21 protein-coding genes and 1 pseudogene are annotated in these 24,959 nt (G+C 70.0%); 16 read left to right on the top strand and 6 right to left on the bottom strand.

From position 1 onward, the window contains the following. Positions 1–43 precede the first annotated feature (43 nt). Positions 44–3,382 (top strand): serine/threonine-protein kinase, encoded by a 3,339-nt coding sequence (locus NV348_RS05695; RefSeq protein ID WP_447146037.1) that lies wholly within the window; start codon positions 44–46, stop codon positions 3,380–3,382. A gap of 75 nt (positions 3,383–3,457) precedes the next feature. Here the strand turns inward: NV348_RS05695 and NV348_RS05690 are convergent, their stop codons facing one another. Together NV348_RS05690 and NV348_RS05685 are read right to left on the bottom strand one after the other, a co-directional pair. Further along, a complete protein-coding gene (locus NV348_RS05690; RefSeq protein WP_447146036.1) occupies positions 3,458–3,631 on the bottom strand; it encodes a hypothetical protein in 174 nt (57 codons plus the stop codon). 69 nt (positions 3,632–3,700) lie between these two features. After that, the gene (locus NV348_RS05685; RefSeq protein ID WP_447146035.1) at positions 3,701–4,366 is read right to left on the bottom strand and encodes a hypothetical protein; all 666 of its coding nucleotides are present in this window, start codon (positions 4,364–4,366) and stop codon (positions 3,701–3,703) included. 599 nt (positions 4,367–4,965) lie between these two features. On the opposite strand from NV348_RS05685, the gene NV348_RS05680 reads away from it, so the two are divergent. From NV348_RS05680 to gatB, 8 genes and pseudogenes are all read left to right on the top strand, one after another. Further along, positions 4,966–5,136 (top strand): hypothetical protein, encoded by a 171-nt coding sequence (locus NV348_RS05680; protein WP_447146034.1) that lies wholly within the window; start codon positions 4,966–4,968, stop codon positions 5,134–5,136. Position 5,137: 1 nt separating this feature from the next. Then, positions 5,138–5,248: pseudogene (locus NV348_RS05675) on the top strand (LysR family transcriptional regulator); the annotation flags it as partial. A gap of 83 nt (positions 5,249–5,331) precedes the next feature. After that, positions 5,332–5,475, top strand: a complete 144-nt coding sequence (locus tag NV348_RS05670) for a hypothetical protein (protein WP_447146033.1) — start codon at positions 5,332–5,334, stop codon at positions 5,473–5,475. Further along, a complete protein-coding gene (gene fdhD / locus NV348_RS05665) occupies positions 5,475–6,284 on the top strand; it encodes a formate dehydrogenase accessory sulfurtransferase FdhD (protein WP_447146032.1) in 810 nt (269 codons plus the stop codon). The genes NV348_RS05670 and fdhD overlap by 1 nt, the downstream gene beginning before the upstream one ends. 110 nt (positions 6,285–6,394) lie before the next feature. Further along, positions 6,395–7,288 carry a hypothetical protein gene (locus NV348_RS05660; RefSeq protein ID WP_447146031.1) on the top strand — a complete coding sequence of 298 codons (894 nt, stop codon included), beginning with the start codon at positions 6,395–6,397 and terminating at the stop codon, positions 7,286–7,288. Positions 7,289–7,316: 28 nt separating this feature from the next. Continuing rightward, entirely contained in the window at positions 7,317–8,351 is a 1,035-nt protein-coding gene (locus NV348_RS05655) for an ATP-dependent 6-phosphofructokinase (RefSeq protein ID WP_447146030.1), read from the top strand. 47 nt (positions 8,352–8,398) lie between these two features. Next, entirely contained in the window at positions 8,399–9,772 is a 1,374-nt protein-coding gene (locus tag NV348_RS05650) for an alpha/beta hydrolase family protein (RefSeq protein WP_447146029.1), read from the top strand. A 21-nt stretch (positions 9,773–9,793) separates the two neighbouring features. Further along, positions 9,794–11,299 carry an Asp-tRNA(Asn)/Glu-tRNA(Gln) amidotransferase subunit GatB gene (gatB, locus tag NV348_RS05645; RefSeq protein ID WP_447146028.1) on the top strand — a complete coding sequence of 502 codons (1,506 nt, stop codon included), beginning with the start codon at positions 9,794–9,796 and terminating at the stop codon, positions 11,297–11,299. A 50-nt stretch (positions 11,300–11,349) separates the two neighbouring features. On the opposite strand, the gene NV348_RS05640 is transcribed toward gatB, so the two are convergent. Continuing rightward, positions 11,350–12,474, bottom strand: coding sequence for a PQQ-dependent sugar dehydrogenase (locus tag NV348_RS05640; protein WP_447146027.1), 1,125 nt, complete (start codon positions 12,472–12,474; stop codon positions 11,350–11,352). A gap of 171 nt (positions 12,475–12,645) precedes the next feature. Between NV348_RS05640 and NV348_RS05635 the strand changes: the two genes are divergently transcribed. Continuing rightward, a complete protein-coding gene (locus NV348_RS05635; protein WP_447146026.1) occupies positions 12,646–13,416 on the top strand; it encodes a DoxX family protein in 771 nt (256 codons plus the stop codon). Here the strand turns inward: NV348_RS05635 and NV348_RS05630 are convergent. After that, entirely contained in the window at positions 13,409–13,906 is a 498-nt protein-coding gene (locus tag NV348_RS05630; RefSeq protein ID WP_447146025.1) for a MarR family winged helix-turn-helix transcriptional regulator, read from the bottom strand. The genes NV348_RS05635 and NV348_RS05630 overlap by 8 nt on opposite strands. Positions 13,907–13,991: 85 nt before the next feature. Between NV348_RS05630 and NV348_RS05625 the strand changes: the two genes are divergently transcribed. Next, a complete protein-coding gene (locus NV348_RS05625; protein WP_447146024.1) occupies positions 13,992–15,605 on the top strand; it encodes a DHA2 family efflux MFS transporter permease subunit in 1,614 nt (537 codons plus the stop codon). Positions 15,606–15,785: 180 nt separating this feature from the next. On the opposite strand, the gene ilvD is transcribed toward NV348_RS05625, so the two are convergent. Then, the gene (gene ilvD, locus NV348_RS05620) at positions 15,786–17,627 is read right to left on the bottom strand and encodes a dihydroxy-acid dehydratase (protein WP_447146023.1); all 1,842 of its coding nucleotides are present in this window, start codon (positions 17,625–17,627) and stop codon (positions 15,786–15,788) included. 297 nt (positions 17,628–17,924) lie between these two features. Continuing rightward, positions 17,925–18,656 carry a PH domain-containing protein gene (locus NV348_RS05615; protein WP_447146022.1) on the bottom strand — a complete coding sequence of 244 codons (732 nt, stop codon included), beginning with the start codon at positions 18,654–18,656 and terminating at the stop codon, positions 17,925–17,927. Between the two features lie 346 nt (positions 18,657–19,002). On the opposite strand from NV348_RS05615, the gene NV348_RS05610 reads away from it, so the two are divergent. The 5 genes from NV348_RS05610 (at position 19,003) to NV348_RS05590 (ending at position 24,957) form a co-directional block, all read left to right on the top strand. Further along, positions 19,003–20,940: an acetolactate synthase large subunit gene (locus tag NV348_RS05610; RefSeq protein ID WP_447146021.1), complete on the top strand. Its 1,938-nt coding sequence runs from the start codon at positions 19,003–19,005 to the stop codon at positions 20,938–20,940. Next, positions 20,937–21,440, top strand: a complete 504-nt coding sequence (ilvN, locus tag NV348_RS05605; protein WP_019048314.1) for an acetolactate synthase small subunit — start codon at positions 20,937–20,939, stop codon at positions 21,438–21,440. Before NV348_RS05610 ends, ilvN begins: the two co-directional genes overlap by 4 nt. A 50-nt stretch (positions 21,441–21,490) precedes the next feature. Next, positions 21,491–22,492: a ketol-acid reductoisomerase gene (ilvC, locus tag NV348_RS05600; RefSeq protein WP_355282871.1), complete on the top strand. Its 1,002-nt coding sequence runs from the start codon at positions 21,491–21,493 to the stop codon at positions 22,490–22,492. Positions 22,493–22,627: 135 nt separating this feature from the next. Further along, on the top strand, positions 22,628–23,992 hold the full coding sequence (locus NV348_RS05595) for a DUF2252 domain-containing protein (protein WP_447146020.1): 1,365 nt from the start codon (positions 22,628–22,630) through the stop codon (positions 23,990–23,992). A gap of 77 nt (positions 23,993–24,069) precedes the next feature. After that, positions 24,070–24,957 carry an AAA family ATPase gene (locus NV348_RS05590; RefSeq protein WP_447146019.1) on the top strand — a complete coding sequence of 296 codons (888 nt, stop codon included), beginning with the start codon at positions 24,070–24,072 and terminating at the stop codon, positions 24,955–24,957. Positions 24,958–24,959 lie beyond the last annotated feature (2 nt).

Here is a 24,959-nt window from a genome sequence, read left to right as displayed (position 1 = left end):
GTCACGGACGGGGAGCAGGTTCGGTCCGTACGAGTTGCGGTCGATGCTGGGCAAAGGCGGGATGGGCGAGGTCTACGAGGCCTACGACACCGGCAAGGACCGTGTGGTCGCCCTGAAGTTGCTGGCGGAGGAACTCGCGCAGGACCCCGCCTATCAGGTCCGGTTCCGCCGGGAGTCCCAGGCGGCGGCGAAGCTGGCCGAACCGCACGTCATCCCGATCCACGACTGGGGCGTGATCGACGGGGTGCTGTTCATCGACATGCGCCTGGTCCCCGGCACCGACCTGCGGACCGTGCTGCACGCGGGCGGGCCGATGAGCCCCGATCGCGCGGTCGCGGTGGTCGAGCAGATCGCCGCCGCCCTCGACGCCGCGCACGCCGGTGGGCTGGTGCATCGTGACGTGAAACCGGCCAACATCCTGGTCACCCCCGCCGACTTCGCCTACCTCGCCGACTTCGGCATCGCCCACACCGAGGGCGACAGCGCGGTGACCCAGGCCGGGATGGCCATGGGCTCCTACATCTATATGGCGCCCGAACGCTTCGACGTCGGCCCGATCTCGCATCGCGCCGACGTCTACTCGCTGGCCTGCGTGCTGCACGAATGCCTCACCGGCGCCTCGCCGTTCCCCGCCGCCAGCATGAGCGTGCTGATCCGCGCGCACCTCTCGGAGGTGCCGCCGCGACCCAGCGAGATCCTGCACGGGCTGCCCACGACCCTCGACGAGGTCATCGCCCGTGGCATGGCCAAGGACCCGGCCGATCGGTACCCGAGCGCGGGTGCGCTCGCGGTCGCGGCCAGGGACGCGCTCGCCGCGGCGATGCTGCAGGGCGGTGCGCCGATGCGCGGGCCCGGGGCCCCGCCGCCCGGCACACGCGGTCCCGTCGGCGGTGGACACGGAGCGCCCTTCGGCGCCGCCGGTGCCGCGTTCGGCGCCGCGGCCGCCGCGACCGGCGCCCGTCAGGTGCCGCCCGGTGCGGTCCCGGGACGCGAGGTGCCCGGTGGCCTGGCCGCCGGTGCCGCCGCCCAGAACGCGTCCGCCGGTGCGACCGGTGGGCGTGCCGTTCCTGGCGCGCCTGCGGGTGCGACGACTGGTGGGCGTGCTGTGCCCGGTGTGCCTGCGGGTGCGGCGACTGGTGGGCGTGCTGTGCCCGGTGTGCCTGCGGGTGCGGCGACTGGTGGGCGTGCTGTGCCCGGTGCGGCTCCTGCCGGCACCACGACCGGTGGGCGCGCTGTACCTGGTGGAACGCCCGCAGCTGGCACGACTGGCGGCCGCCCTGCTGCCGGAGGACGCGCGGCCCCCGGTGCGCCGGGGGCGGACGCGCCGGAGCCCGCGCCCACGCCGACCGGTGAGTTCCGGGTCGTCGGCGCGGTGACCGCGACCGGCGGTGTCGAGACCTCGCGCAGCCAGACCAGCGCGACCGGCGCGCAGCCGACGCTGATCATCCGGCCGCCCGCGTCCGCGCCCGGCCCGGGCGAGACCACCGGTTTCCACCGCATCCCGGTCGAGGGCACCGGCGAGATCTCCATCCCCGCGGTGATCCAGCCGACCGGCCCCGCCGAGATCCGCGCGGCCGATACCCATTTCACCCCGCTCCCGTCGGTGGACGAGCCGCCCGCGCCCGAACCCCCGCCCGCCTACACCCCGGACCAGGGCCTGCCGAAGATGCGCCCGTTCCCGGATGCCCACCTCTACGGCGGTGCGCAGCCCGGCGACACCTCCGGCCCGGTCCCGGTCCCGCCGTTCCCCGCACCCACCGGTTTCGTCCCGCCCGACGCCGACCGCCCGGCCCCGCCGCCGCGGCTCGACCCGCCCTCAGGCCCGGTCCCGCAACGCGCCGCCCCGACCCAGCGGTTCGACGGCCCCTCGGCAGAACATCACGGCCCGTCGAACCCGAACCCCCGGTTCGCCCCGACCCAGCAGTACGGCGACCAGCCCCCGACCCCGGATGCCCGATTCGATTCGTCCGCGGATCTTTTCGGCGACAGCCACTCGAATCCCGGTGCCCGGCCGGGTGCTCCCGCCCAGCCGTTCGGCGACACCCAGTCGCCCGGCGGATTCGGCGCCCCCGCCCAGCGGTCCGACGGCCCGGAGACTCGATTCGATTCTCCGGCAGGACCGTTCGACGATGGTCGCCCCACCTCGGTGCCGCGTTTCGCGCCGACCCAGAAGTTCGACGGCGATCAGTTCGGTCCGGACGCCCGATTCGGTGGTCCCGCCGCCGACGATCCGTCCGCCCGCTTCGCGGCCCCGACCGAACAGTTCGGCGGCACTCCGGATCGCTTCGGCCCACCGACCGAGCAGTACGACCCGGCCGATCCACAACGGTCGGCCGTGACACAGCACTTCGGTGGCGCTCCGAACGACCGGTTCGGTCCGGCCACCGAGCAATACGATCCGCAGCGGGCAGCCGCCACTCAGCACTTCGGCGGCGCACCCGATGACGGCTTCGGCCCCGCCACCGAGCAATACGACCCGCAGCGATCAGCCGCGACCCAGCACTTCGGTGGTTCCCCCGACGGCCGGTTCCCCGCCACCGAGCAGTTCGACCCGGCGGGCATCGACGCGCAGCGGGCCGCGCCGACCCAGCACTACCAGGGCGCCGACCGGTTCGGTGTGCCGAACGATCCGTTCGACGAGCCGGACCCGCAACGCGCACAGGCGACGCGGCAGTATCGCGGTGGCGCTGCCCCGTTCCCCGCGCACCAGGCGCCCGACGACCCGGCGCGCGCGGCCGCGACCCAGCACTACGCCGGGGGCGCGCCGGATGCCTACTCCCAGTACGACGATCAGCACAACACCTATGGCGATCACGCCTACCGCGATCCGGCCGATCCGTACGGCCCCGACCCGGGCTATGGACCGGATCCGGCCTGGCAGCAGCAGGATTCGCGCCCCCGGCGCTCCCTACTGTTGCCGATCCTCGTCGGCGTGCTCGCCGTCGTGGTGCTGGCCATCGGCGGCGCGATCGGCTGGCGGCTGATGTCGGCGGCGGATTCGACGGAGACCACCAGTGCCGCGCCGAGCTCGGCCGCGCCCGGTGGCACCGGCGGCGTCCCCGGGACCACGGCACCGCGGGCGACCACCGCCGCACCGACGACCTCGGCCGGTCCGGTGACCTTGCCCGCGGGCGCCCAGCCCTGCGAATCCGGTACTGCCAGTGGCGCGTTCGGGAAGGCGGCGGTGGGGACCACGGTCACCAGTTGCGGCTTCGCCGAAGCGGTCAGGGCCGCCTACGTCGGCGGTGGCACGGCACCGGGTCCGCGACCGGTGGTGGCGGCCAGCCCGGTGACGGGCCGCACCTACACGATGACCTGCACGCCCGAGGGCAAGCTCGTCACCTGCATCGGCGGCGAGAACGCCGTGGTCTACGTCTACTGAGCCTCGAACCGGCCGCGGCCCGGAACACGGGTCGCGGCGGGGATCTCGCGTCAGCTCGCGGCCGACGCCACGGTGTCACCGAGCCGGGTGACCGTGGCCGGATCGCTCCACGACCCGGTGATCGACATACTCGGCGACCACCTGAGTGTCCGCCCGGCGCAACCGATCCGCCATGTCCTGGTTGACCACCTCACCGGGCCCGGCCGTGCTGACCGCGACCGTCGTCCCCTCGTCGGCGAACAGCAGCACGCCGTCGGCTTCCAGGGCGGAGCGGCGCAGCTGATTGGCGATCAGCGGCCGCCCGAGCTCGGGTGCCTCCTACCTGGCCTGCCGGGCGATCTTCTGCGCCGCGGCCTCGATCGCCGCGTCGTCGGCCGCGCTGAGATCGATGACGCCGATACCGGTGATCCGGTCGGCCAGCGCGTGGTTCGTCTCCTGCAACCGCAGCGCGAAATCCTCGGCGACATCAGAGGTCCCGGTGCCGTGCCCGAGCAGCACGAACGGTTCGGTGCCGATCTCCGCGACAAGCGCGACGGCGAGATCGTCGAAATAGCGCAGGTACACCTGGTGATCGTCGTGCCCGGTGTGCCGCTCGACCGTGCGCAGATGCCGGGCGGCGGTGTCGGCGTTGCGCACGTCGCGCTCGGTGTCGCTGACGTCGGTGGTGTCCAGGTCGAAGTGCAGGATCCGGGCGGTCTCGGCGTCCATCGCGACGGCGAACAGCGACCCCGCGCCCTTCAGCTCGGGATGTTCGGCCAGCAGGTGCCGCGCGTGCTCGATATCGCCGATGGCGACCCGGCCGTCGTGTGGTCGGTGGAAGACCTCGCGGTGTCCGTTCATCCGCACCGCGAGCCGATCACCCGATTCCTGCTCGACCTCGTCGGCGAGGTCCTCCCACAGGGAGACGAACCGGGTCCATTCGAGGTCGCGGGGCGCCGGATGTCCGGTGATCGCCGCCAGCGTCTCGCGGGTATGCGCGTTCACAGTGTTCTCCTCGGTGGGTCAACTCGATGGTGTGACAGTGACTTTCACGCTCTTCATCAGTGGTTGATCGCGGGCAGGTCCCGCAGCGCCTTGCCGACCATCTCGAACGTGTCCGGCCGCGCCGCGCCCCCGCCCGCCGCCGGATGGTGGTAGGGCTTCACCGGACCGTCAGCCATGACGTGTTCCCTTCGATCGAAAGAGTTCGAAGCCTGTCGGTACCCGGTGGGGATTCTCTACCGCCGAGGTCACGGATGGGCGTAGGCCGGGTACCGGCCCACCGACGTCGAGCGTGTCGCGCGCGATTCGAGTGTGCGCGCCCCGCCGGTCCGGCCGCGTCCAAGACAGACTTCCGAGCATCCGACAGGCGGCGCCTATCACCTCCGGTAGAGTCCCGAAAACCGTCTCCCACCTGCGTTTCGGCGGTTCGACGTGCGCTGCGCGGGTCGCCCACGACGGTTCACCACCGACATTGATCCTCTGCCCGCCGCCCGGGTGTTCGTCGGCCTCGCGGTGACCGCCCGCTGCCGATCCGCGAATCGGCGTCCGGCACGCCTTCGACCTCCCTGCCGCTGACATGCGAACCGATGCATACTGTCGACATGGCTGACGACAACCAGTGGTACTACTGCATCAAGCACCATCAGGCCGAACAGGGCAAGACCTGCTGGTACGGCGACCGGATGGGCCCGTACCCGGACCAGGCCACCGCCGAGCGAGCGCTCGAGATCGCCAAGGCCCGCAACAAGGCCGCCGACGCCGAGGACGACTGAGCTGCTGTTCCGTCAGCACGAGTACTTCGTCGCCCTCGCCCGCGAACGGCACTTCGCCCGCGCAGCCGCGGCCCGCTGCGTCTCCCCGCCCGCCCTGTCCGAGGCGCTGCGCGTTCGGCCTGGTCCCGGCGCCGCAGCTAGCCCTGGCAGACGATCTTCCCGCCGCCTGAGGGCGTGCGGCTCGACGACCCGGCCGTGACCGGGTTGGACCGGGCCATCGTGGTCCGGCGCGGCCTGCTGTCCTACGCTTTCGGCACGGTCATCCTCGCGCCGACGTGTCGTCGGCATCGCGACCGGCTGAGCGAACCCACCGCAACACGACCGATGGGCACCTCCTGATGAGCAGAGTCACCGCACGGCGCAAGACGATCCGGCTGTCGCCGACCGGACGGATCCAGCGTCCGGACACCCTGGCGGTGGAGGAACCGCTCGAGATCCGCGTCGACGGGCAGTCGCTCACCGTCACCATGCGCACCCCGGGCAACGACATCGATCTGGTGCACGGCTTCCTGTTCGGCGAGGACATCATCGGTGCGGCCGAGGACATCGTCACTGCCCGCTACTGCGCGGGCACCGACGACGAGGGCCGCAACACCTACAACGTGCTCGACCTGCGCCTGCGCACCCCGGTGCCGCTGCACACCCGCAATTTCCCCACCACCGGCGCGTGCGGTCTCTGCGGCAAGTCCGCCCTCGACGAGGTGCGCACGCGCACCCGCTACCCGATCCCGCGCGACATCGCGACGGTGCCCACCGACGTCCTGTCCGGCCTGCCCGAGCAGCTGCGCGCCGGGCAGAAACTCTTCGACGCCACCGGCGGCCTGCACGCGGCGGGCCTGTTCACCACCGACGGCACGCTGCTCGCGGTGCGCGAGGACATCGGCAGGCACAACGCCGTCGACAAGGTGATCGGCTGGGCACTGCGGGAGAACCGGATTCCGGCGCACGACCTGATCCTGGTGGTGAGCAGCCGCGCGTCCTTCGAACTGGCGCAGAAGGCGGTGATGGCCGGCATCCCGATCCTGGCCGCGGTGTCGGCGCCGAGCTCGCTCGCCGTAGACCTGGCGGCCGAGTCGGAGCTGACGCTGGTGGGCTTCCTGCGTGGCGAGTCGATGAATATCTACACGGGTGAACATCGTCTGACCTGAGCGTTTCACGGTCGAAGTGGGCGTTCGGCCATACTGCCCAGTACGGTGTCGGGACTGCTACCCCGGCATCGAAGCCCGGGGGGAGTTCAGAAACGAAGATGCTCTACATGATGACGAAAGATCGGCGCCCCGTCCGGGTGGTGCTCACCGCGCTGCTCGGAGCCGTCGTGCTGCTCACCGCGGGGTGCGGCTCCGGATCGAAGTCCGCGACACCACCGCGCACGACGACCAGCACCGCCGTCGTCGTCGATCCCGGCGCGGGCGGCGCGGGCGGGAGTCTCTCGATCGCGGTGCCCGGCAGTCTGGCCGCCGACTTCAACGCACTACAGCAGGGCATCCGCGGCAGCGTGGGACTGGCGATCATGCCGGTCGGCGGGGACAAGATGGTCACCTTCGGCACCTGGGCCACCGGTCCGGCCTGGTCGACGATCAAGGTGCCGCTGGCCATCGCCGCACTCCGCAACAACGCCTCCTACGCCACCACCGCGACCTCGGCCATCACGGCCTCCGACAACGGCGCCGCCGACACCCTGTGGCAGTCGCTGGGCTCCGGCGCCGCCGCCGCCACGGCCGTGGAGAACGTGCTGCGCGAGGGCGGTGACACCGAGACCACGGTGCCGACCACCCGTACCAGGGCCGACGCGTCGATCTACGGGCAGGCCGAATGGACGCTGGCCGATCAGGTCCGCTTCGCCGCGCACCTGCCCTGCATCCCGCAGAGCCAGCGCGTGGTGGGGCTCATGCAGCAGATCATCCCGAGCCATCGCTGGGGTCTCGGTGCGTTCGGCAGCGCCGAGTTCAAGGGCGGGTGGGGTCCCGACCCCTCCGGCAAGTACCTGGTTCGCCAGTTCGGCCTCATCGATTCGCCTTCGGGCCGGATCGCGATCGCCTTCGCGGCGCAACCGGATTCGGGCTCCTTCAACGACGGCATGACCATGCTGGACAAGATGGCGACCCTGATCTCGGGTCATCTCAGCGAGCTCGCCGGAGGTCACTGCTCCTGATCGCCGCAGGTGCGGCAAGATGAACGCCATGCGTATCGGAGTCTTGACCGGAGGCGGAGACTGTCCAGGGCTGAACGCGGTGATCCGGGCTGTCGTCCGCACCGCCAACGGCCGCTACGGCGACTCGATCGTCGGGTTCGAGGACGGTTGGCGCGGCCTGCTAGAGGACCGCAAGATCCGCATCCACAACGACGACCGCACCGACCGGCTGCTCACCAAGGGCGGCACCATGCTCGGCACCGCGCGCACCAATCCCGACGTGCTGCGCGCCGGGCTCGGCCGGATCAAGCAGACCCTCGACGACAACGGCATCGAAGCGCTCATCGCGATCGGCGGCGAGGGCACGCTCACCGCCGCGAGCTGGCTCTCCGAAGAGGGGGTACCGGTGGTCGGCGTCCCCAAGACCATCGACAACGACATCGACTGCACCGATGTCACGTTCGGCCACGACACCGCCCTCTCGATCGCCACCGAGGCCATCGACCGGCTGCACACCACCGCCGAATCCCATCAGCGGGTGATGCTGGTCGAGGTGATGGGCAGGCACGCGGGCTGGATCGCGCTGAACGCCGGCATCGCCGCGGGCGCGCACCTGACGCTGGTGCCCGAGGAACCCTTCGACGTGGCGCAGGTGTGCGCGATGATCAAGAGCCGTTTCCAGCGCGGGGACAAGCACTTCATCTGCGTGGTCGCCGAAGGCGCGCATCCCGCACCGGATTCCGGCTTCACGCTGCGCGAGGGCGGCATCGACGAGTTCGGCCACGAGCGGTTCACCGGCGTCGCCCAGCAGCTCGGGTCCGAGATCGAGCGCCGGATCGGCAAGGAGGTCCGCACCACCGTGCTCGGCCACGTGCAGCGCGGCGGCAGCCCGACTCCGTACGACCGCATCCTGGCGACCCGGTTCGGCGTGCACGCCGCGGAAGCGGTGCACGCGGGACATTTCGGGCAGATGGTCGCCCTGCACGGCACCACCATCGGGCTGGTTCCGCTGTCGGAGGCCACCAAGCAGCTCAAGCGGGTGCCCGCCGAACGGCTCAGCGAGGCGCAGGCCTTCTTCGGCTGAACCGCCGCGGTCCTCGACTTTCCGGTGCGCGTCGGTACCGTTGCCGTATGCGCACCGGTCGAGTGATCGTTTCGGTTCTGTTCGTCGTCGCCGCGCTGGTGACGGGCTGTTCCTCGGACGAGGAGGCCGGTCCCGCCGTCCAAGGGCCGTGGCACGGCGACATCCAGGTGCCGGACGCGCCGATCGCCATCGGCGTGACCTTCGCCGAGGACGGTTCGGCCACCATCGACATCCCGGTGCAGGGCGTGCGCGCCGCGGCACTGAAGGATGTGCGCACCGAGCCGGACCGGGTCGAGTTCACGGTTCCCGACGCACCGGGCGACCCGGGCTTCCGCGGCAAGCTCGACGGCGAGCAGCTCACCGGTGATTGGGTGCAGTCCGGCCAGACGCTGCCGCTGGTGCTGCGCCGCGGGCCGGTCGAGGGCGTCGCCAGGCCGCAGGACCCGATACCGCCGTACCCGTACCGCAGTGAGGACGTCACCTACCGCAACGGTGACATCACCATCGCGGGCACCCTCACCGAACCCGAAGGCAGCGGCCCGTTCCCGGCGATGCTGCTGATCTCCGGCAGCGGCCCGCAGGACCGCGACGAGGAGCTGATGGGCCACCGCCCGTTCCGGCTGCTGGCCGACACCTTCACCCGCGCCGGCTACGCCGTCCTGCGTACCGACGACCGCGGCGTCGGCGGCACCGGCGGCAAACTCGACGACGCCACCTATCCCGATCTCGCCGCCGACGCCGCCGCGGGCGTCGCGTTCCTGCGCGCCCGGCCCGAGATCGACCCGGCGAAGGTCGGCCTCTTCGGGCACAGCGAGGGCGGCTACCTCGCCCCGCTGGTCGCCGCCCGGCCCGACAGCGACATCGCGTTCGCGGTGCTCATGGCTGGTCCGTCGGTAGTCGGTGCGGACGTGCTGATCGAGCAGAACAAGGTGATCATGGCCGCGGCGGGCGCATCGCAGGACGAGATCGACGCCCAGGTCGCCTACGTCACCCGCTGGTCGGAGCTGCTGCGTGCGGGCGATACCGAAGGCGCCGCGGCCTTCGCACAGCAGCACAACGACTCGCTGCCGCCCGACCAGCGCGCGTCCCAGGCGACGCTCGACTCCTTCAACACCCCGTACATGGCCTCGTTCATCACCTACGACCCGAAACCCGCGCTGGAAGCGCTGCGGGTGCCGGTGCTGGCCTTCTTCGGCGACAAGGACCAGCAGGTGCTCGCGACGCAGAACGAACCGCCGATGCGGGCGAATCTGGCGGGCGACCCCGACGCCACCGTGTACACCTTTCCCGGCGTCAACCACCTGATGCAGCCCACCGAAACGGGCAAACCCAGCGAATACGCGTCCATCGAGACCACCATCGACCCGGCGGTGCTCACTTACGTCACCGACTGGCTCACCCAGCGCGTCCCGCCCCGCTAGAGCTTCCTAAGATAGACAGCTATGAGTGCACCCACGGTCGAGTTGATGGACTACGCCGATGTCATCTCCCGGTACGAGCCGGTGCTCGGCATGGAGGTCCACGTCGAGTTGTCCACGGCGACCAAGATGTTCTGCGGTTGCCCCACCGAGTTCGGCGCCGAACCCAATACCCAGGTGTGCCCGGTCTGCCTCGGCCTGCCCGGCTCGCTGCCGGTGGTCAACGAGAAGGCCGTCGAGTCGGCCATCCGGATCGGTCTCGCGCTGAACTGCTCGATCACCCCGTGGGGCCGGTTCGCGCGCAAGAACTACTTCTACCCCGATCAGCCGAAGAACTACCAGATCAGCCAGTACGACGAGCCGATCGCCACCGAGGGCTTCCTCGATGTGGTGCTCGACGACGGCTCCACCTTCCGGGTCGACATCGAGCGCGCCCACATGGAGGAGGACACCGGCAAGTCGCTGCACGTGGGCGGCGCGACCGGCCGGATCCACGGCGCCAGCCACTCGCTGCTCGATTTCAACCGCGCGGGCGTGCCGCTGATCGAGATCGTCACCAAGCCGATCACCGGCGCCGGTGAGCGCGCGCCCGAGGTTGCGCGCGCCTACGTCACCGCGCTGCGTGAGGTGCTGCGGTCGCTGAACGTCTCGGACGTGAAGATGGAGCAGGGCTCGCTGCGCTGCGACGCCAACGTGTCGCTGATGCCGGTGGGCGCGAAGGAATTCGGCACCCGCACCGAGACCAAGAACGTGAACTCGCTCAAGAGCGTCGAGGTCGCGGTGCGCTACGAGATGCGCCGTCAGGCGGCCGTGCTCACCGACGGCGGCGAGATCGTCCAGGAGACGCGGCACTTCAACGAGGCCGACGGCTCCACCTCCGCGGGTCGCCGCAAGGAGACCGCCGAGGACTACCGCTACTTCCCGGAGCCGGACCTCGAGCCCGTCGCCCCGGCCGCCGAGTGGGTCGAACAACTGCGCGCCACCATCCCCGAGTACCCGTGGCTGGTGCGCGCCCGGATCCAGGCCGACTGGGGGCTGTCGGACGAGGTCATGCGCGACCTCGTCAACGCAGGAGCCCTCGACCTGATCATCGCCACCGTCGAGGCGGGCGCCCCGGCGAACGAGGCGCGCTCGTGGTGGGTCGCCTACCTGACCGAGAAGGCCAAGGAGCGCGAGGTCGCCCTCGCCGAGCTGCCGATCACCCCCGCGCAGGTGGCCGCGGTGATCGCGCTGGTCGAGGCCAAGACCGTCAACAACAAGGTCGCCAAGCAGGTCGTCGACTTCGTCCTCGCGGGTGAGGGCGAGCCCGCCGCCATCGTCGAGGCCAAGGGCCTCGGCATGGTCAGCGACGACTCCGCCCTGCAGGTCGAGGTCGAGAAGGCGCTGGCCGCCAATCCCGACATCGCCGAGAAGATCCGCTCCGGCAAGGTCCAGGCGGCGGGCAAGATCGTCGGCGACGTGATGAAGGCCACCCGTGGCCAGGCCGACGCCGCCAAGGTCCGCGAATTGGTGCTCGCCGCCTGCGCGTGAGTGTGCGAAACGACCGCCCCCACCGGATTCCGGTGGGGGCGGTCGCTTTCCTAGTCCGGTCCGCCCGCGCCGCCCTGCGGGGGCGGGATACGTACGACGCGGTCGTCGAATTCGCCCGGCTCGCCGTCGGTCTTGTTCGTCGTGGTGACCCACACGCTGCCGTCGGCGCTGGCCGAGGCGCCGAGCAGCTTGCCGTACTTGTCCTGAGCGATCAGGGTGGGCGCGGCGCTGACGGCGAAGGTGTTGGGGTCGGCGCCGACCGCGGCCAGCGCCTTGCCGTCGCCGAGCGCGACGGCGACGCCGTCACCGGTGGCGGTGCAGCCGCCGACACCGGGACGATCGGGCCAGGTCCAGGCGACGCTGAGGGTGCCGTCGGTGCCCAGATGCTGGAGCCGGTCCTCGGCGGCGGTGCGGTCGGTGACCCACATGCCGTCCTTGCCGTCGCGGCAGATGTCGCCCGCCGAGCCGAGGCCCGAGGCGACCACCTGAGGCGTGTTGACGCCCGAGGACGGTGACTCCAGGCGCAGCAGTTTGCCGCCGAGCGAGCCCGGATCGGCGGCCGCGCCCGGGTTGCCGGCGTCGCCGGTGAGCACCATCAGCTGGGTGGGGGTCGCCCATTCGATGGCGCCGCGATTCCCGGTGGCGCCCTTGGGGATTCCGGTGAGGATCTCCTTGGGCGCGCCACCGTTTCTCGACAGCCGGACGACGCGGTTGTCGCTGCCGGTGGTGATGTAGGCGTACATCAGCCCGTCCTCGCCGAAGGTGGGCGAGAGCACGATGTCGGAGATGCCGCCGTCGGCCGATCCGTCGACCGCGACACTGGCGATCTCCACCGGCGCCGGCTGCGGCGTGCTCGCGTCCACCGGGCTCACCTGCAGGATGCGGCCGGTGCGCCGCTCCGCCACCAGCGCGCCGTCGCCGGCCGGGATCAGCCCGGCGGCCGAATCCAGGCAGGTGGCGATGACATTCGGGTCGGGATCTATGCACGGCCCGGTCGGCCGCGGCACCTGCGACGGTGCGTCCTGCGGCTTCTTCGGTTCGACATTGGACCCACCCAGCGACGGCTCGGTGGTGAACGGGCTCGACGCCGACTCGTCGAATCGGGCGCACCCGGCGACCAAGACGGTGCCCAGCGCCAACCCGATTGCCACGCGGCCCGCGAATACCGAACTCATGGCACAGACGTTACCGGCAGCCGAGTACCGCTGACACGCCCGTTCCGGGGAAGACCGGCACACCGACTCGGCACGTCATAGGGTGAGACGGTGACCGACAAGTCGAATGACACACCGAACGCCGATGGGCCGGCGCCGACCGGACCACCCGCGTCGTCGTCGGGTCGCCCGGTGACCAGCCCGTACGATTCGCCCACCACGCAGATGCCGAAACCGGACCTGCACAAGGACATTCCGCGCACCGACGAGGACCTCGGCCTCGACCCCGGTGACGAGGTGCCGACCACGAGCGCCGCGCAGGCCGCCGGTGGGGGCGACGACGGCTACGGCTACGCGTCGATCCCGCCCGCGGCCGCCGCCTCCGCGGGCGCGGTCCGGCTGCAGCGCCGCAACCGTGAGCCCCGCCGCGGCACCCTCGACCTGGGCCTGTTCGTGCTGCGCCTGGTGGTCGGCTACACCTTCATCTACCACGGCCTGCAGAAGCTCACCGGGTGGTTCCACGGCCCCGGCCTCGACGGCACCAAGGCGATGATGGAGGGCGGCGGCTGGGACTACCCGTCGCTGTCGACTGCCCTGGTGATCGCCGGCGAGCTCGGTGGCGGCATCCTGCTCGTCCTCGGCCTGGCCACTCCGCTCGCCGCGGGCGCCGTGCTGGCGACGATCCTGACCGCGTGGATGTGGAAGCAGGGCATGATCGCCGGCTTCCAGTACAACGCGGGCACGCCGACCGGCGTCGAGCTCGACTCGATCCTGGCAGGCGCGGCCCTGGCGATCATCCTCACCGGCCCCGGCCGCTGGTCCTTCGACCGCGCCCGCGGCTGGGCCACCCGCCCGGCCTACGGCTCTTTCACCGTCGTCCTGCTCGCCATCGCCGCCGCGATCGGCACCTACCTGTTCCTCCACGGCGGCAACCCTCTGACGGGCATCGGCCCGTTCAGCTGAGTTCCAGCGGCTGCGGCGGTGCGGGCTCGGCCAGATGTGCGGTCATGGTGGTCCGCACATCGGCCAGGAATTCCTCGAACCGCCGCAGCTCGGCCGGGGAGTATTTCCCCATCACCGTGTCCTCCACCTTCACCCCGAGCGGCCCGAAGAAGTCTCCGGCCAGGGCGTGGATGCGCGGGGTGCTGCGCAGTGTGACGACGCGCCGGTCGTCGTGTTCACGGCTGCGGACGATGTGACCGGCCTTCTCCAGCCGGTTCAGCAGCGCGGTGGTCGCGCTGTTGGACAACGAGATCCGCTCGCTGAGGCGCGCGGGTGACAGCGTGCCGCCGCGTTCCTCGGCGGTGAGGATCTCGATCAGCGCCTCGGCATCGGTGGAGTGCAACCCGAGCCAGGTCGCGAACCGATGGGTGAATTCGCGGTAGTTCGCGCCGTAGGCGCGCAGGCCCTCGTGGATCCGTTGATACTGCGCACCAGCGTCCGACCGACTCATAGGTTCCTTTCGCATCGGTTGACATCCTATTGCCCACAATCTACTTTGACCATGGAAATATTCCACCATGGAAATAGGAGATGCGATGAGTCAAGAGTCGTCCATCCGCCGATGGCTCGGCTTGATCGCCATCGCCCTCGGTGTGGCGCTGATCGTGGTCGACACCACGATCGTGAACGTGATCATCCCGTCGATCATCGAAGATCTGGACACGGGTTCGACCGAGGCGCAATGGATTCAGGAGTCCTACGCGATCGTGTTCGCGGCCCTGCTGTTGGTGGTCGGGCGCATTGCCGACATCGTCGGGGCGCGGCGGGTGTTCGTCGCCGGAGTCGTCGTCTTCGGCGCGACCAGCGTCCTGGCCGGGCTGGCTCCCGGCGGCGGACTGCTGGTCGTCGCGCGGTTCCTGCAGGGCGCGGGCGCCGCGATGATCCTGCCGACCTCGCTGGCCCTGCTCAATGCCACCTTCACCGGTAAAGCGCGTGGTCAGGCGTTCGCGGTATGGGGTTCGACGATCGGTGCCGCCGCCGCGCTCGGCCCGCTGCTCGGCGGCTGGCTGGCCGAGCACGTGTCGTGGCGCTGGGCGTTCGGGATCAACGTGCCGCTGGCGGTGTTGATCGTGATCGGCGTGCTGGCGTGCATCGCGCCCTCGCCGAAGGTCGCGGGACGCCTCGATGTCGTCGGCTCGATCCTGTCGGTGCTCGGCCTCGGGTTGCTGGCGTTCGGTCTGGTCGAAGGCCGCACCTACGGCTGGATCACCACCGTCCATCCGCTCGGCATCGGCGGCTTCACCTGGAGCGGCGGACCGTCGCCGGTGCTCGTGGCGCTCGTGCTGAGCGGGCTCGCGCTGACCGGTTTCGTGCTGCGCCAGGTGCTGCTGCGCCGTGGTCCCGACGCCGACAAGGCGCTGATGGACCTGAGCCTGTTCCGGCTGGCCTCGTTCCGCAACGGCAATGTGGCGACGCTGATCATCGGACTCGGCGAGTTCGGCATCGTCGCCGTCCTGCCGCTGTGGTTGCAGTTCACCCTCGGCTACAGCGCGGTGCAGTCCGGGCTGGCGCTGGTACCGATCGCCATCGGCAGTTTCCTCGCCAGCGGCGCCAGCTTCGGCCTGGCGGGCAAGGCGTCACCGCTGAACATGGTGCGGCTGGGGCTCGCGCTCGAGGTCGTCGGCCTGGCGGCGCTCGCGTTCTTCGCCGCCACCGACAGTTCCTGGTGGGTGATCTCGCTGATCCTGTGCGTGTACGGCATCGGCGTCGGCTTCGCCACGGCCCAGGTCACCAATGTGGTGCTCGCCGAGATCCCCGAGAACGACAACGGCCAGGCCTCCGGCATCCAGAGCGCCTTCCGTCAGCTCGGTTCCGCGCTCGGCATCGCGGTGCTCACCACGGTGTTCTTCACCACGCTGAGCTCGAACGTCGACGACGACCTCACCGCGGCGGGCCTGCCACCGGCCCAGGCGCAGCAGTACGCGCACGCCGTCACCAGCAGTGCGGGCGCGGCGATCGAAGGCTTCGCCGCCCAGCCTGCGACGGTCGAGGTCGCCGAGGCCGGACGGGCGGCCATGACCGACGGCATCACCCTCGGCGGCTACCTGGCCGCGGGCTTCGTCCTGCTCGGTCTGATCGCCACCGCGCTCATCCCGTCCCGCACGGGCGACGAATCAGCCACGCCGACAGCACAACCCGCGCTCGTGTGAGGACGACAAGGTCCGCCCCGCCACACCCGGCCCCGACCTGGTGCGACGGCGAGAACAGCCGCCTGAATTCGCGAGAACACGGGTAGCTCACCGGAAATCGGCTGAGCCCACCGACGAGAACGCCGCCGGTCGCGTCGACGACCGGCGGCGTTCTCGTATCCGGCCAGAGTTACCGGGGGCTTACGGCACCTTGCGGACGGCGCCCTTGTCGGCCGACGTCGCCAGCGCCGCGTAGGCGCGCAGCGCCGTGGTCACCGGGCGGTCGCGGTTCACCGGCTGCCACGGGCGCTCCGAAGCCTCCATCTTGGCGCGCCGCTCGGCCAGCGCCTCGTCGGAGACCAGGACCTCGAGCGCGCGGGTGTGCACGTCGATGCGGATGCGGTCACCGTTCTCGATCAGGCCGATGACACCGCCCGAGGCGGCCTCGGGGGAGACGTGGCCGATCGACAGCCCCGAGGTGCCGCCGGAGAACCGGCCGTCGGTGATCAGCGCGCACACCTTGCCCAGGCCGAGGCCCTTGAGGAACGAGGTCGGGTGCAGCATTTCCTGCATGCCCGGACCACCGGCGGGACCCTCGTAGCGGACGACGACCACATCGCCGGGCTGGATCTTCTTGCCCAGGATCATCGAGACCGCCTCCTCCTGGGACTCGACCACCACGGCCGGGCCTTCGAAGGTGAACAGGTCCTCGTCGATGCCCGCGGTCTTGAGGATCGCGCCGTCCGGGGCGATGTTGCCGCGCAGCACGCACAGCCCGCCCTCGACGGTGTAGGCGTGCTCGATGTCCCGGATGCAGCCGCCTGCGGCATCGGTGTCCAGCGAGGACCAGCGGTTGCTGGTGGAGAACGGCTCGACGGTGCGCACGCCACCGGGCGCGGCGTGGAACAGCTCGATCGCCTCCTCGGAGGCCTTGCCCGAGCGGATGTCCCAGGTGTCGAGGAACTCCGCGTAGTCGGCGGTGTGCACGGTGGTCACGTCGGTCTCGAGCAGGCCGCCGCGACGCAGCTCACCGAGGATGGCGGGGATGCCACCGGCGCGGTGCACGTCTTCCATGTGGTAGTCGGAGTTGGGCGAGACCTTCGACAGGCACGGCACCCGGCGGCTGATCTCGTCGATGGTCTGCAGATCGAAGTCGATCTCGCCCTCCTGCGCGGCGGCGAGGGTGTGCAGCACCGTGTTCGTCGAACCGCCCATGGCGACATCGAGCGCCATCGCGTTGCGGAAGGCCTTGGCGTTGGCCACGTTCCGCGGCAGCACCGACGCGTCGTCGTCCTGGTACCAGCGCTTGGCGATGTCGACGATGACCGTGCCTGCCCGCTCGAACAGCGCGCGCCGCGCGGAGTGGGTCGCCAGGGTGGAACCGTTGCCGGGCAGCGCGAGTCCGAGCGCCTCGGTCAGGCAGTTCATCGAGTTGGCGGTGAACATGCCCGAACACGAACCGCAGGTCGGGCAGGCCGAGCGCTCGACCTCGTCGAGGCCCTCGTCGGACACGGCCTGGCTCGCGCTCGCCGAGATCGCGCTGACCAGGTCGAGCGGCGCGTGCGCGACACCGTCGGCGATCACGGCCTTACCGGCTTCCATCGGACCGCCGGAGACGAACACGGCGGGGATGTTGAGGCGCATCGCGGCGTTGAGCATGCCGGGAGTGATCTTGTCGCAGTTGGAGATACACACCAGCGCGTCGGCGGTGTGCGCGTTGGCCATGTATTCGACCGAGTCGGCGATGATCTCGCGCGAGGGCAGCGAGTAGAGCATGCCGCCGTGGCCCATGGCGATGCCGTCGTCGACGGCGATGGTGTGGAACTCGCGCGGCACGCCACCGGCGGCGCGCACGGCCTCGGCGACGATGTCGCCCATGTTCTTGAGATGCACGTGACCCGGCACGAACTGGGTGTAGGAGTTCGCGATCGCGATGATCGGCTTACCGAAATCGGAGTCGGTCATACCGGTGGCGCGCCAGAGCGAGCGGGCGCCTGCGGCATTGCGGCCGATGGTCGTGGTGCGTGAGCGAAGCGGTGGCATGGGGGAGTCCTCGTAGTGTCGCTGGGTGCGTCCAAGCGTGCGCGCAGGGGGCTGACCTGCGCGGCACAGAGCGAGTGCGCGGTGCGTCCGGCAACCCCGCACGTTACTCCGGCGCGCGCTGGTCGCGTCGCGCCGGTCGTCGGTGCGGGAGTACCGGAACCGGGCTCGAGGCGGGAGTGTCGCTCCGGAGGGTGTCGCCGCGGTGGTGCCGTCGGCGCGGGGTGCCCGGGTGCCGTCAGCTTACCGGTGCAACGGCACGGTGCCGCGTGCTGATTCCCACGGTGACCGAGCCGACGCTCAGTCCTCGGTGCCGGGCTCCTCGGTCTTCGCCTGCTCGGCCGCTGCGGCCCGCTCGGCGGCGGCGCGCTCGGCCTCGGCCTGCTCGGCGGCGGCGAACACATCGGGCAGGCGGCCGTGGGACGCGTCGATCAGCTCACGCAGCCGGTCGTAGCCCACCGCGGGCAGCTTGACCTCGGAGTCGTCGGCCAGCCGGGCCTTCACGGCGCCGCGCTTGGGGATGCTGATGCCCTTGACCTGTGCCCAGTCGAGGTGCTTCTTGCCGATCATCGAACTCAGGTCCAGCCCGGCGTCGGAGATCGTGGTGTGCGTCCGGACGACCCACCAGATCGCGACCAGCGGGAACAGCAGCAGCCACCACAGCCCGGCGGGCCAGCCGACGAACGGGAAGAACACGCAGAACGCGAGCACCAGCACGCCGATGTAGGCCAGCCGCGGCACCCCGATGACGTGCACGCCCGGCGTCGGGGTGTTCGACTTGCGCGGGAGCAGCAGCCAGACGATCACCGCGGTCGGCACGATCAGGCCGATCCGCAAGCCCAGCGACCAGTCCTGCACGGTGCCGACGACGACGAAGATGAGGTACGCGAGCACCACCGCGGCGATGGCCGCGAGCCTGCCCGGGCTCGCCGAGCGCAGACCGCCGGGTCGCGAGGAGCGACCCGTATCGGTTCCCCCGTCGGCGGTGTGGGACGATTTAGCCGGTGGCACGGACTGATGCGGTGATGACACCCTCCTATCCTCGCATCCTGGTACACGGACCCACGCAACCACTCGAGTCCCACATAATGGGATGCAGAGAGTAGTCTGTTTGACTCTTCGGTCCGCACGCACCTAACGTCGTGTGTGTGAATCGAAACGAGTTGCTCGTACTCGGCCGGCGCGTCCAGCGTTGAGCCTGACTGCCTGAGTCGAATACGTCAGCTCGCGTTGCGACGCGCCACCCTCGAACAGCCTGCGCTGGTCGGGGGCTTTTTTGTGTTCGGGCATTTCCGATGCGCGACGGGTCGCAAGACACCGCGTGTCAGGCACAACAGTGTTGTCCGGGGTCAGAACGACAAAGTAAGGAACGTAGACGGTGAGTGCACCAACCGCACGACCCGGGCCATCGGCCCGCAGGTCAGCGCCTTCGGCGAACCAGCCTGCCGCTGGTAGCCAGGCGACCAACCCCACCCGCCGCCAGGTCGCGCCCGAGCGCGTGACCGGCGCCCAGTCGGTGGTCCGGTCCCTCGAAGAGCTCGACGTCGACACCGTATTCGGCATTCCCGGCGGCGCGGTCCTTCCCGTCTACGACCCGCTCTTCGACTCCACCAAGGTCCGCCACGTCCTGGTGCGCCACGAGCAGGGCGCCGGTCACGCGGCGACCGGCTACGCGCAGGCCTCGGGCAAGGTCGGTGTGTGTATGGCCACATCCGGTCCCGGCGCCACCAACCTGGTGACCCCGCTGGCCGACGCGCAGATGGACTCGGTCCCGATCGTGGCGATCACCGGTCAGGTGCCGTCGAGCCTGGTCGGCACCGACGCGTTCCAGGAAGCCGACATCTCCGGCATCACCATGCCGATCACCAAGCACAACTTCCTGGTCAAGGACCCGATCGACATCCCGCGCATCCTGGCCGAGGCGTTCTACCTCGCCGCCTCGGGCCGCCCGGGCGCGGTCCTGGTCGACATCACCAAGGACGCCCTGCAGGCCCAGACCACGTTCTCGTGGCCGCCGGAGATGCGCCTGCCCGGCTACCGTCCGGTCACCAAGCCGCACGGCAAGCAGGTGCGCGAGGCCGCCAGGATGATCCTGGAGTCCCGCTCGCCCGTGCTCTACGTCGGCGGCGGTGTCATCAAGTCCGACGCCTCGGCCGAGCTGCTGGAGCTGGCCGAGCTGACCGGCATCCCGGTGGTCACCACCCTGATGGCGCGGGGCGCGTTCCCCGACAGCCACACCCTGAACATGGGCATGCCCGGCATGCACGGCACCGTCGGCGCCGTGGCCGCGCTGCAGCGCTCGGACCTGCTGATCACCCTCGGCGCCCGCTTCGACGACCGCGTCACCGGTCAGCTGGACTCCTTCGCGCCCGACGCGAAGGTCATCCACGCCGACATCGACCCGGCCGAGATCGGCAAGAACCGCCACGCCGACGTCCCGATCGTGGGCGACGCGCGTGAGGTCATCGTCGAGCTGATCGAGACCCTCAAGGCCGATCCGCAGTCCGGTGCCGCCCCGCTGCTGAACCTCACCGAGTGGTGGGCCTACCTCGGCGGGATCCGCGACAACTACCCGCTGGGCTGGAAGACCCCGAGCGACGGATCGCTCTCGCCGGAGTTCGTCATCGAGACGCTGGGCCGGCTGGCCGGTCCCGACGCCGTGTACTGCGCGGGCGTCGGCCAGCATCAGATGTGGGCCGCGCAGTTCATCAAGTACGAGAAGCCGCGCACCTGGCTGAACTCCGGTGGCCTCGGCACCATGGGCTACGCGGTTCCCGCGGCCATGGGCGCCAAGATGGGCACCCCGGAGAAGGAGGTCTGGGCGGTCGACGGTGACGGCTGCTTCCAGATGACCAACCAGGAGCTGGCCACCTGTGCCGTGGAGGGCGTGCCGATCAAGGTCGCGCTGATCAACAACGGCAACCTCGGCATGGTCCGCCAGTGGCAGACCCTGTTCTACGAACAGCGCTACTCCAACACCGATCTCGGCACGCACACCCTGCGCATCCCCGACTTCGTCAAGCTGGCCGAGGCGCTGGGCTGCGTCGGCATCCGCGTGGAGAAGGAAGAGGACGTCGAGGCCGCGATCCGGCAGGCGCAGGCGATCAACGACCGCCCGGTCGTGATCGACTTCATCGTCGGCAAGGACGCCCAGGTGTGGCCGATGGTCGCCGCGGGCACCAGCAACGACGAGATCATGTTCGCCCGCGGCATCCGCCCGCTCTTCGACGAGGACGAGCAGGTCGCCGAGCCCGCCGTCATCCACGAGGCGATGGAGCGCGAGCAGGCGGCCTTCGAGAAGGGTTCCCCGGAATGAGCACCACCCACACCCTGAGCGTTCTCGTCGAGGACAAGCCGGGCGTGCTGGCGCGGGTCGCGAGCCTGTTCTCGCGCCGTGGCTTCAATATCGAGTCGCTGGCCGTCGGTGGCACCGAGATCCCCGAGATCTCGCGCATGACCATCGTCGTGACCGTCGACGATCTGCCGCTCGAGCAGGTCACCAAGCAGCTCAACAAGCTGATCAACGTCATCAAGATCGTGGAGCAGGACGCCGACGCCTCGGTGGCCCGCGAGCTGATCCTGGTGAAGGTGCGCGCCGACGCGTCGGTGCGCACCCAGGTGATCGAGGCCGTGCAGTTGTTCCGCGCCAAGGTGATCGACGTGTCGCCCGACGCGCTGACCATCGAGGCCACCGGCACCCGGTCCAAGCTGGACGCCCTGCTGCGCATGGTCGAGCCCTACGGCATCCGCGAGATCGTGCAGTCGGGCGTGGTCGCAGTCGGACGCGGTCCGAAGTCGATCACGGCCACCCGCTAACTTTTACCCACCAGAAATTATCCAGAAGGGACTCCACAGTGGCAGTCGAGATGTTCTACGACGACGACGCTGACCTGTCGATCATCCAGGGCCGCAAGGTCGCCGTGATCGGCTACGGCAGCCAGGGCCACGCGCACTCGCTGAGCCTGCGCGACTCCGGCGTCGACGTCCGCGTCGGCCTCGCTGAGGGTTCGAAGTCGCGGCCGAAGGCCGAAGAGGCCGGTCTGACCGTCGGCACCCCCGCCGAGGTCTCCGAGTGGGCCGACGTGATCATGGTGCTGGCGCCCGACACCGCCCAGGCGTCGATCTTCACCAACGACATCGAGCCGAACCTGAAGGACGGCGACGCGCTGTTCTTCGGCCACGGCCTCAACATCCACTTCGGTCTGATCAAGGCTCCGGCCAACGTCACCGTCGCGATGGTCGCCCCGAAGGGCCCCGGCCACCTGGTGCGTCGTCAGTTCGCCGACGGCAAGGGCGTTCCGGCCCTGATCGCCGTGGACCAGGATCCGACCGGCGAGGGTCAGGCCCTGGCGCTGTCCTACGCCAAGGGCATCGGCGGCACCCGTGCCGGCGTCATCAAGACCACCTTCAAGGAAGAGACCGAGACCGACCTGTTCGGTGAGCAGGCCGTCCTCTGTGGTGGCACCGAGGAACTGGTCAAGACCGGTTTCGAGGTCATGGTCGAGGCGGGCTACGCCCCCGAGATGGCCTACTTCGAGGTCCTGCACGAGCTGAAGCTGATCGTCGACCTCATGTACGAGGGCGGCATCGCGCGCATGAACTACTCGGTGTCCGACACCGCGGAGTTCGGTGGCTACCTGTCCGGTCCGCGCGTCATCGACGCCGGCACCAAGGAGCGCATGAAGGCGATCCTGGCCGACATCCAGTCCGGCGAGTTCACCCGCCGCCTGGTCGCCAACGTCGAGAACGGCAACACCGAGCTCGAGGGTCTGCGCAAGGCCAACGCCGAGCACCCGATCGAGGTCACCGGCGCCAAGCTCCGCAGCCTGATGAGCTGGGTCGACCGCCCGATCACCGAGACCGCGTAAGTTCCGCAGTCTTTCCCGAAGGGCCCGTTCGCCACGCGCGAGCGGGCCCTTCGGCCGTCGATTGCCGGTCGGCCGCTGATGGCGGGTCCGGCGCGCATCCTTGCTGTTGATCGCCGATAGCGCGAGACTTGCTCGATGACGAATGAGACGGTGGAGGACTTCGCGGACGAAGCGGTCGAGCGGGGCAAGGCGGCGCGCAAGCGGATCTCGCGCTCGGAGCTGGGGGAGTGGGGCGCGGGGCCGGACCGGGAGGATCCGGTCGCCATTCTGGAGCGGCAGGGCGAGACCAGAGTGCCGGAGCTGGTACCGATCCGGTATGCCCGGATGAGTCAGTCGCCCTTCACCTTCCTGCGCGGCGCGCCCGCGATCATGGCCGCCGATCTGGCCAAGAGCAAGAACACCGGCCTGACCGTGCAGCTCTGCGGCGACGCCCACCTGTCGAATTTCGGTCTCTACGCCTCGCCCGAGCGCAACCTCGTCTTCGACGTCAACGACTTCGACGAGACCCTGCCCGGTCCGTTCGAGTGGGACGTCAAACGCCTCGCGGCCAGTGTCGCCGTCGCCGCCCGCGACAACGGCTGCGACGACGACCGGGCCGCCACCGCCGTCGAGGCCGCCGCCCGCGGCTACCGCGAGGCCATGCGCATGCTCGCCGAGACCGACAGCATGACGGTCTGGTACGAACGGGTGGACGCCGAGCGGGTCTACGACCTGATCCAGAAGCCCAAGGTGCGCAAGAAGCTCGACAAAGCAATCAGCACCGCCCGCAGCAAGACGAGTCTGCAGGCACTGAACAAGCTCACCGAGCCCGACGCGAACGGCATTCCGCGGATCAAGAGCCAGCCACCGTTGCTGGTGCCGATCGAACTTCCGGACGAGAAGATCATCAAGGAGGTCTTCGCCGACTTCCGCCGCAGCCTGCCCGACGAGCGCCGGGTGCTGCTCGACCGGCATCGCCCGGTGGACCAGGCGATGAAGGTGGTCGGGGTCGGTAGCGTCGGTACCCGGTGCTTCATCTCGCTGCTGATGGACAAGGAATCGGGCAGTCCGCTGTTCCTGCAGATGAAAGAAGCCGAGACCTCGGTGCTGGCGCCGTACCTGAAGCCGAGCAAGTACCACCATCAGGGACATCGCGTGGTCGTCGGACAGCGGTTGATGCAGTCCGCCAGCGATATCTTCCTGGCTTGGGCGACCGGCCCGGCGGGCCGGTTCTTCTACATGCGGCAGCTGCGCGACATGAAGGGCTCCGCCGACGTCGGCAATCAGACCCACAGCGAACTGGCCAAGTACGCGGAACTGTGCGGCTCGGTCCTGGCGCGCGCGCACGCCCGCTCCGGTGACCGGGCGGCTATCGCCGCCTATCTCGGCAAGAACGACGCGTTCGATCGCGCGATGGGCGAATTCGGTCTGGCCTACGGCGACCAGACCATCACCGACCGGCACTCGTTGCTCGCCGCCATCGACTCGGGACGGATCACCGCGGCCCAGCACGCCTACTGAGTTCGTCGCCACCCGCCGGCGGGCGGCGCGCGACCGCGACGACCCGCCGGTGCACGGTGCACCTACACTGGTTACCGATGAGTAAGTTCTTTGCTTCGGTGGACCAGGTGCAGGACCGGCTGACCGCAGCCGGCTACCTGCCGTCCCTCGATATCGCGACCGCGGTCTTCCTGGCCGATCACCTCGGCAAGCCCCTGCTGATCGAGGGGCCTGCGGGCGTCGGCAAGACCGAGCTGGCCAAGGCCGTCGCCACGGCGGTCTCGGCCGAGCTCATCCGCCTGCAGTGCTACGAGGGCATCGACGAGGCCCGCGCGCTCTACGAGTGGAACCACGCCAAACAGCTGCTGCGGATCACCGCGACCTCGGGGGAGACCTGGGAAGGCACCCGCGACCACGTCTTCACCGAGGAGTTCCTGCTCGCCCGCCCCCTGCTGGCCGCCATCCGCAACCCCGATCCGACGGTGCTGCTGATCGACGAGCTCGACAAGGCCGACGTGGAGCTGGAGGGCTTGCTGCTGGAGGTGCTCGGCGATTTCCAGGTGAGCATTCCCGAGCTCGGCACGGTCACCGCGGTCCGCAAGCCGTTCGTGATCCTCACCTCCAATGCCCATCGCGACCTGTCCGAGGCGCTGAAGCGACGCTGCCTGTACCTGCACATCGACTATCCGGCAGCGGAGCTGGAGAAGGCGATCGTCCGGCTCAAGGTGCCCGAACTGGATGCGGCACTGGCAGAGCCGGTCGTGGCGACAGTCAGCGCGCTGCGGCAGCTGTCGCTGCGCAAGGCGCCGTCGATCGCCGAAACCGTGGACTGGGCCAAGACCCTGGTCGCGCTGGGCAGCCGCACACTCAGCACGGGGGTCGTCCGCGCCACCTTGGGTGTGCTGCTGAAGTACCAGTCCGATCATCGGGTGGCGATCGAACGGCTCGGTCTCGACGATCAGACCGACGGCAGCGTGGCCCGATGACC

The organism is Nocardia fodinahabitans (genome assembly GCF_052983615.1).
Note: the sequence above shows the minus strand (reverse complement) of the source record. Positions and strands in the feature narration are given on the sequence as shown.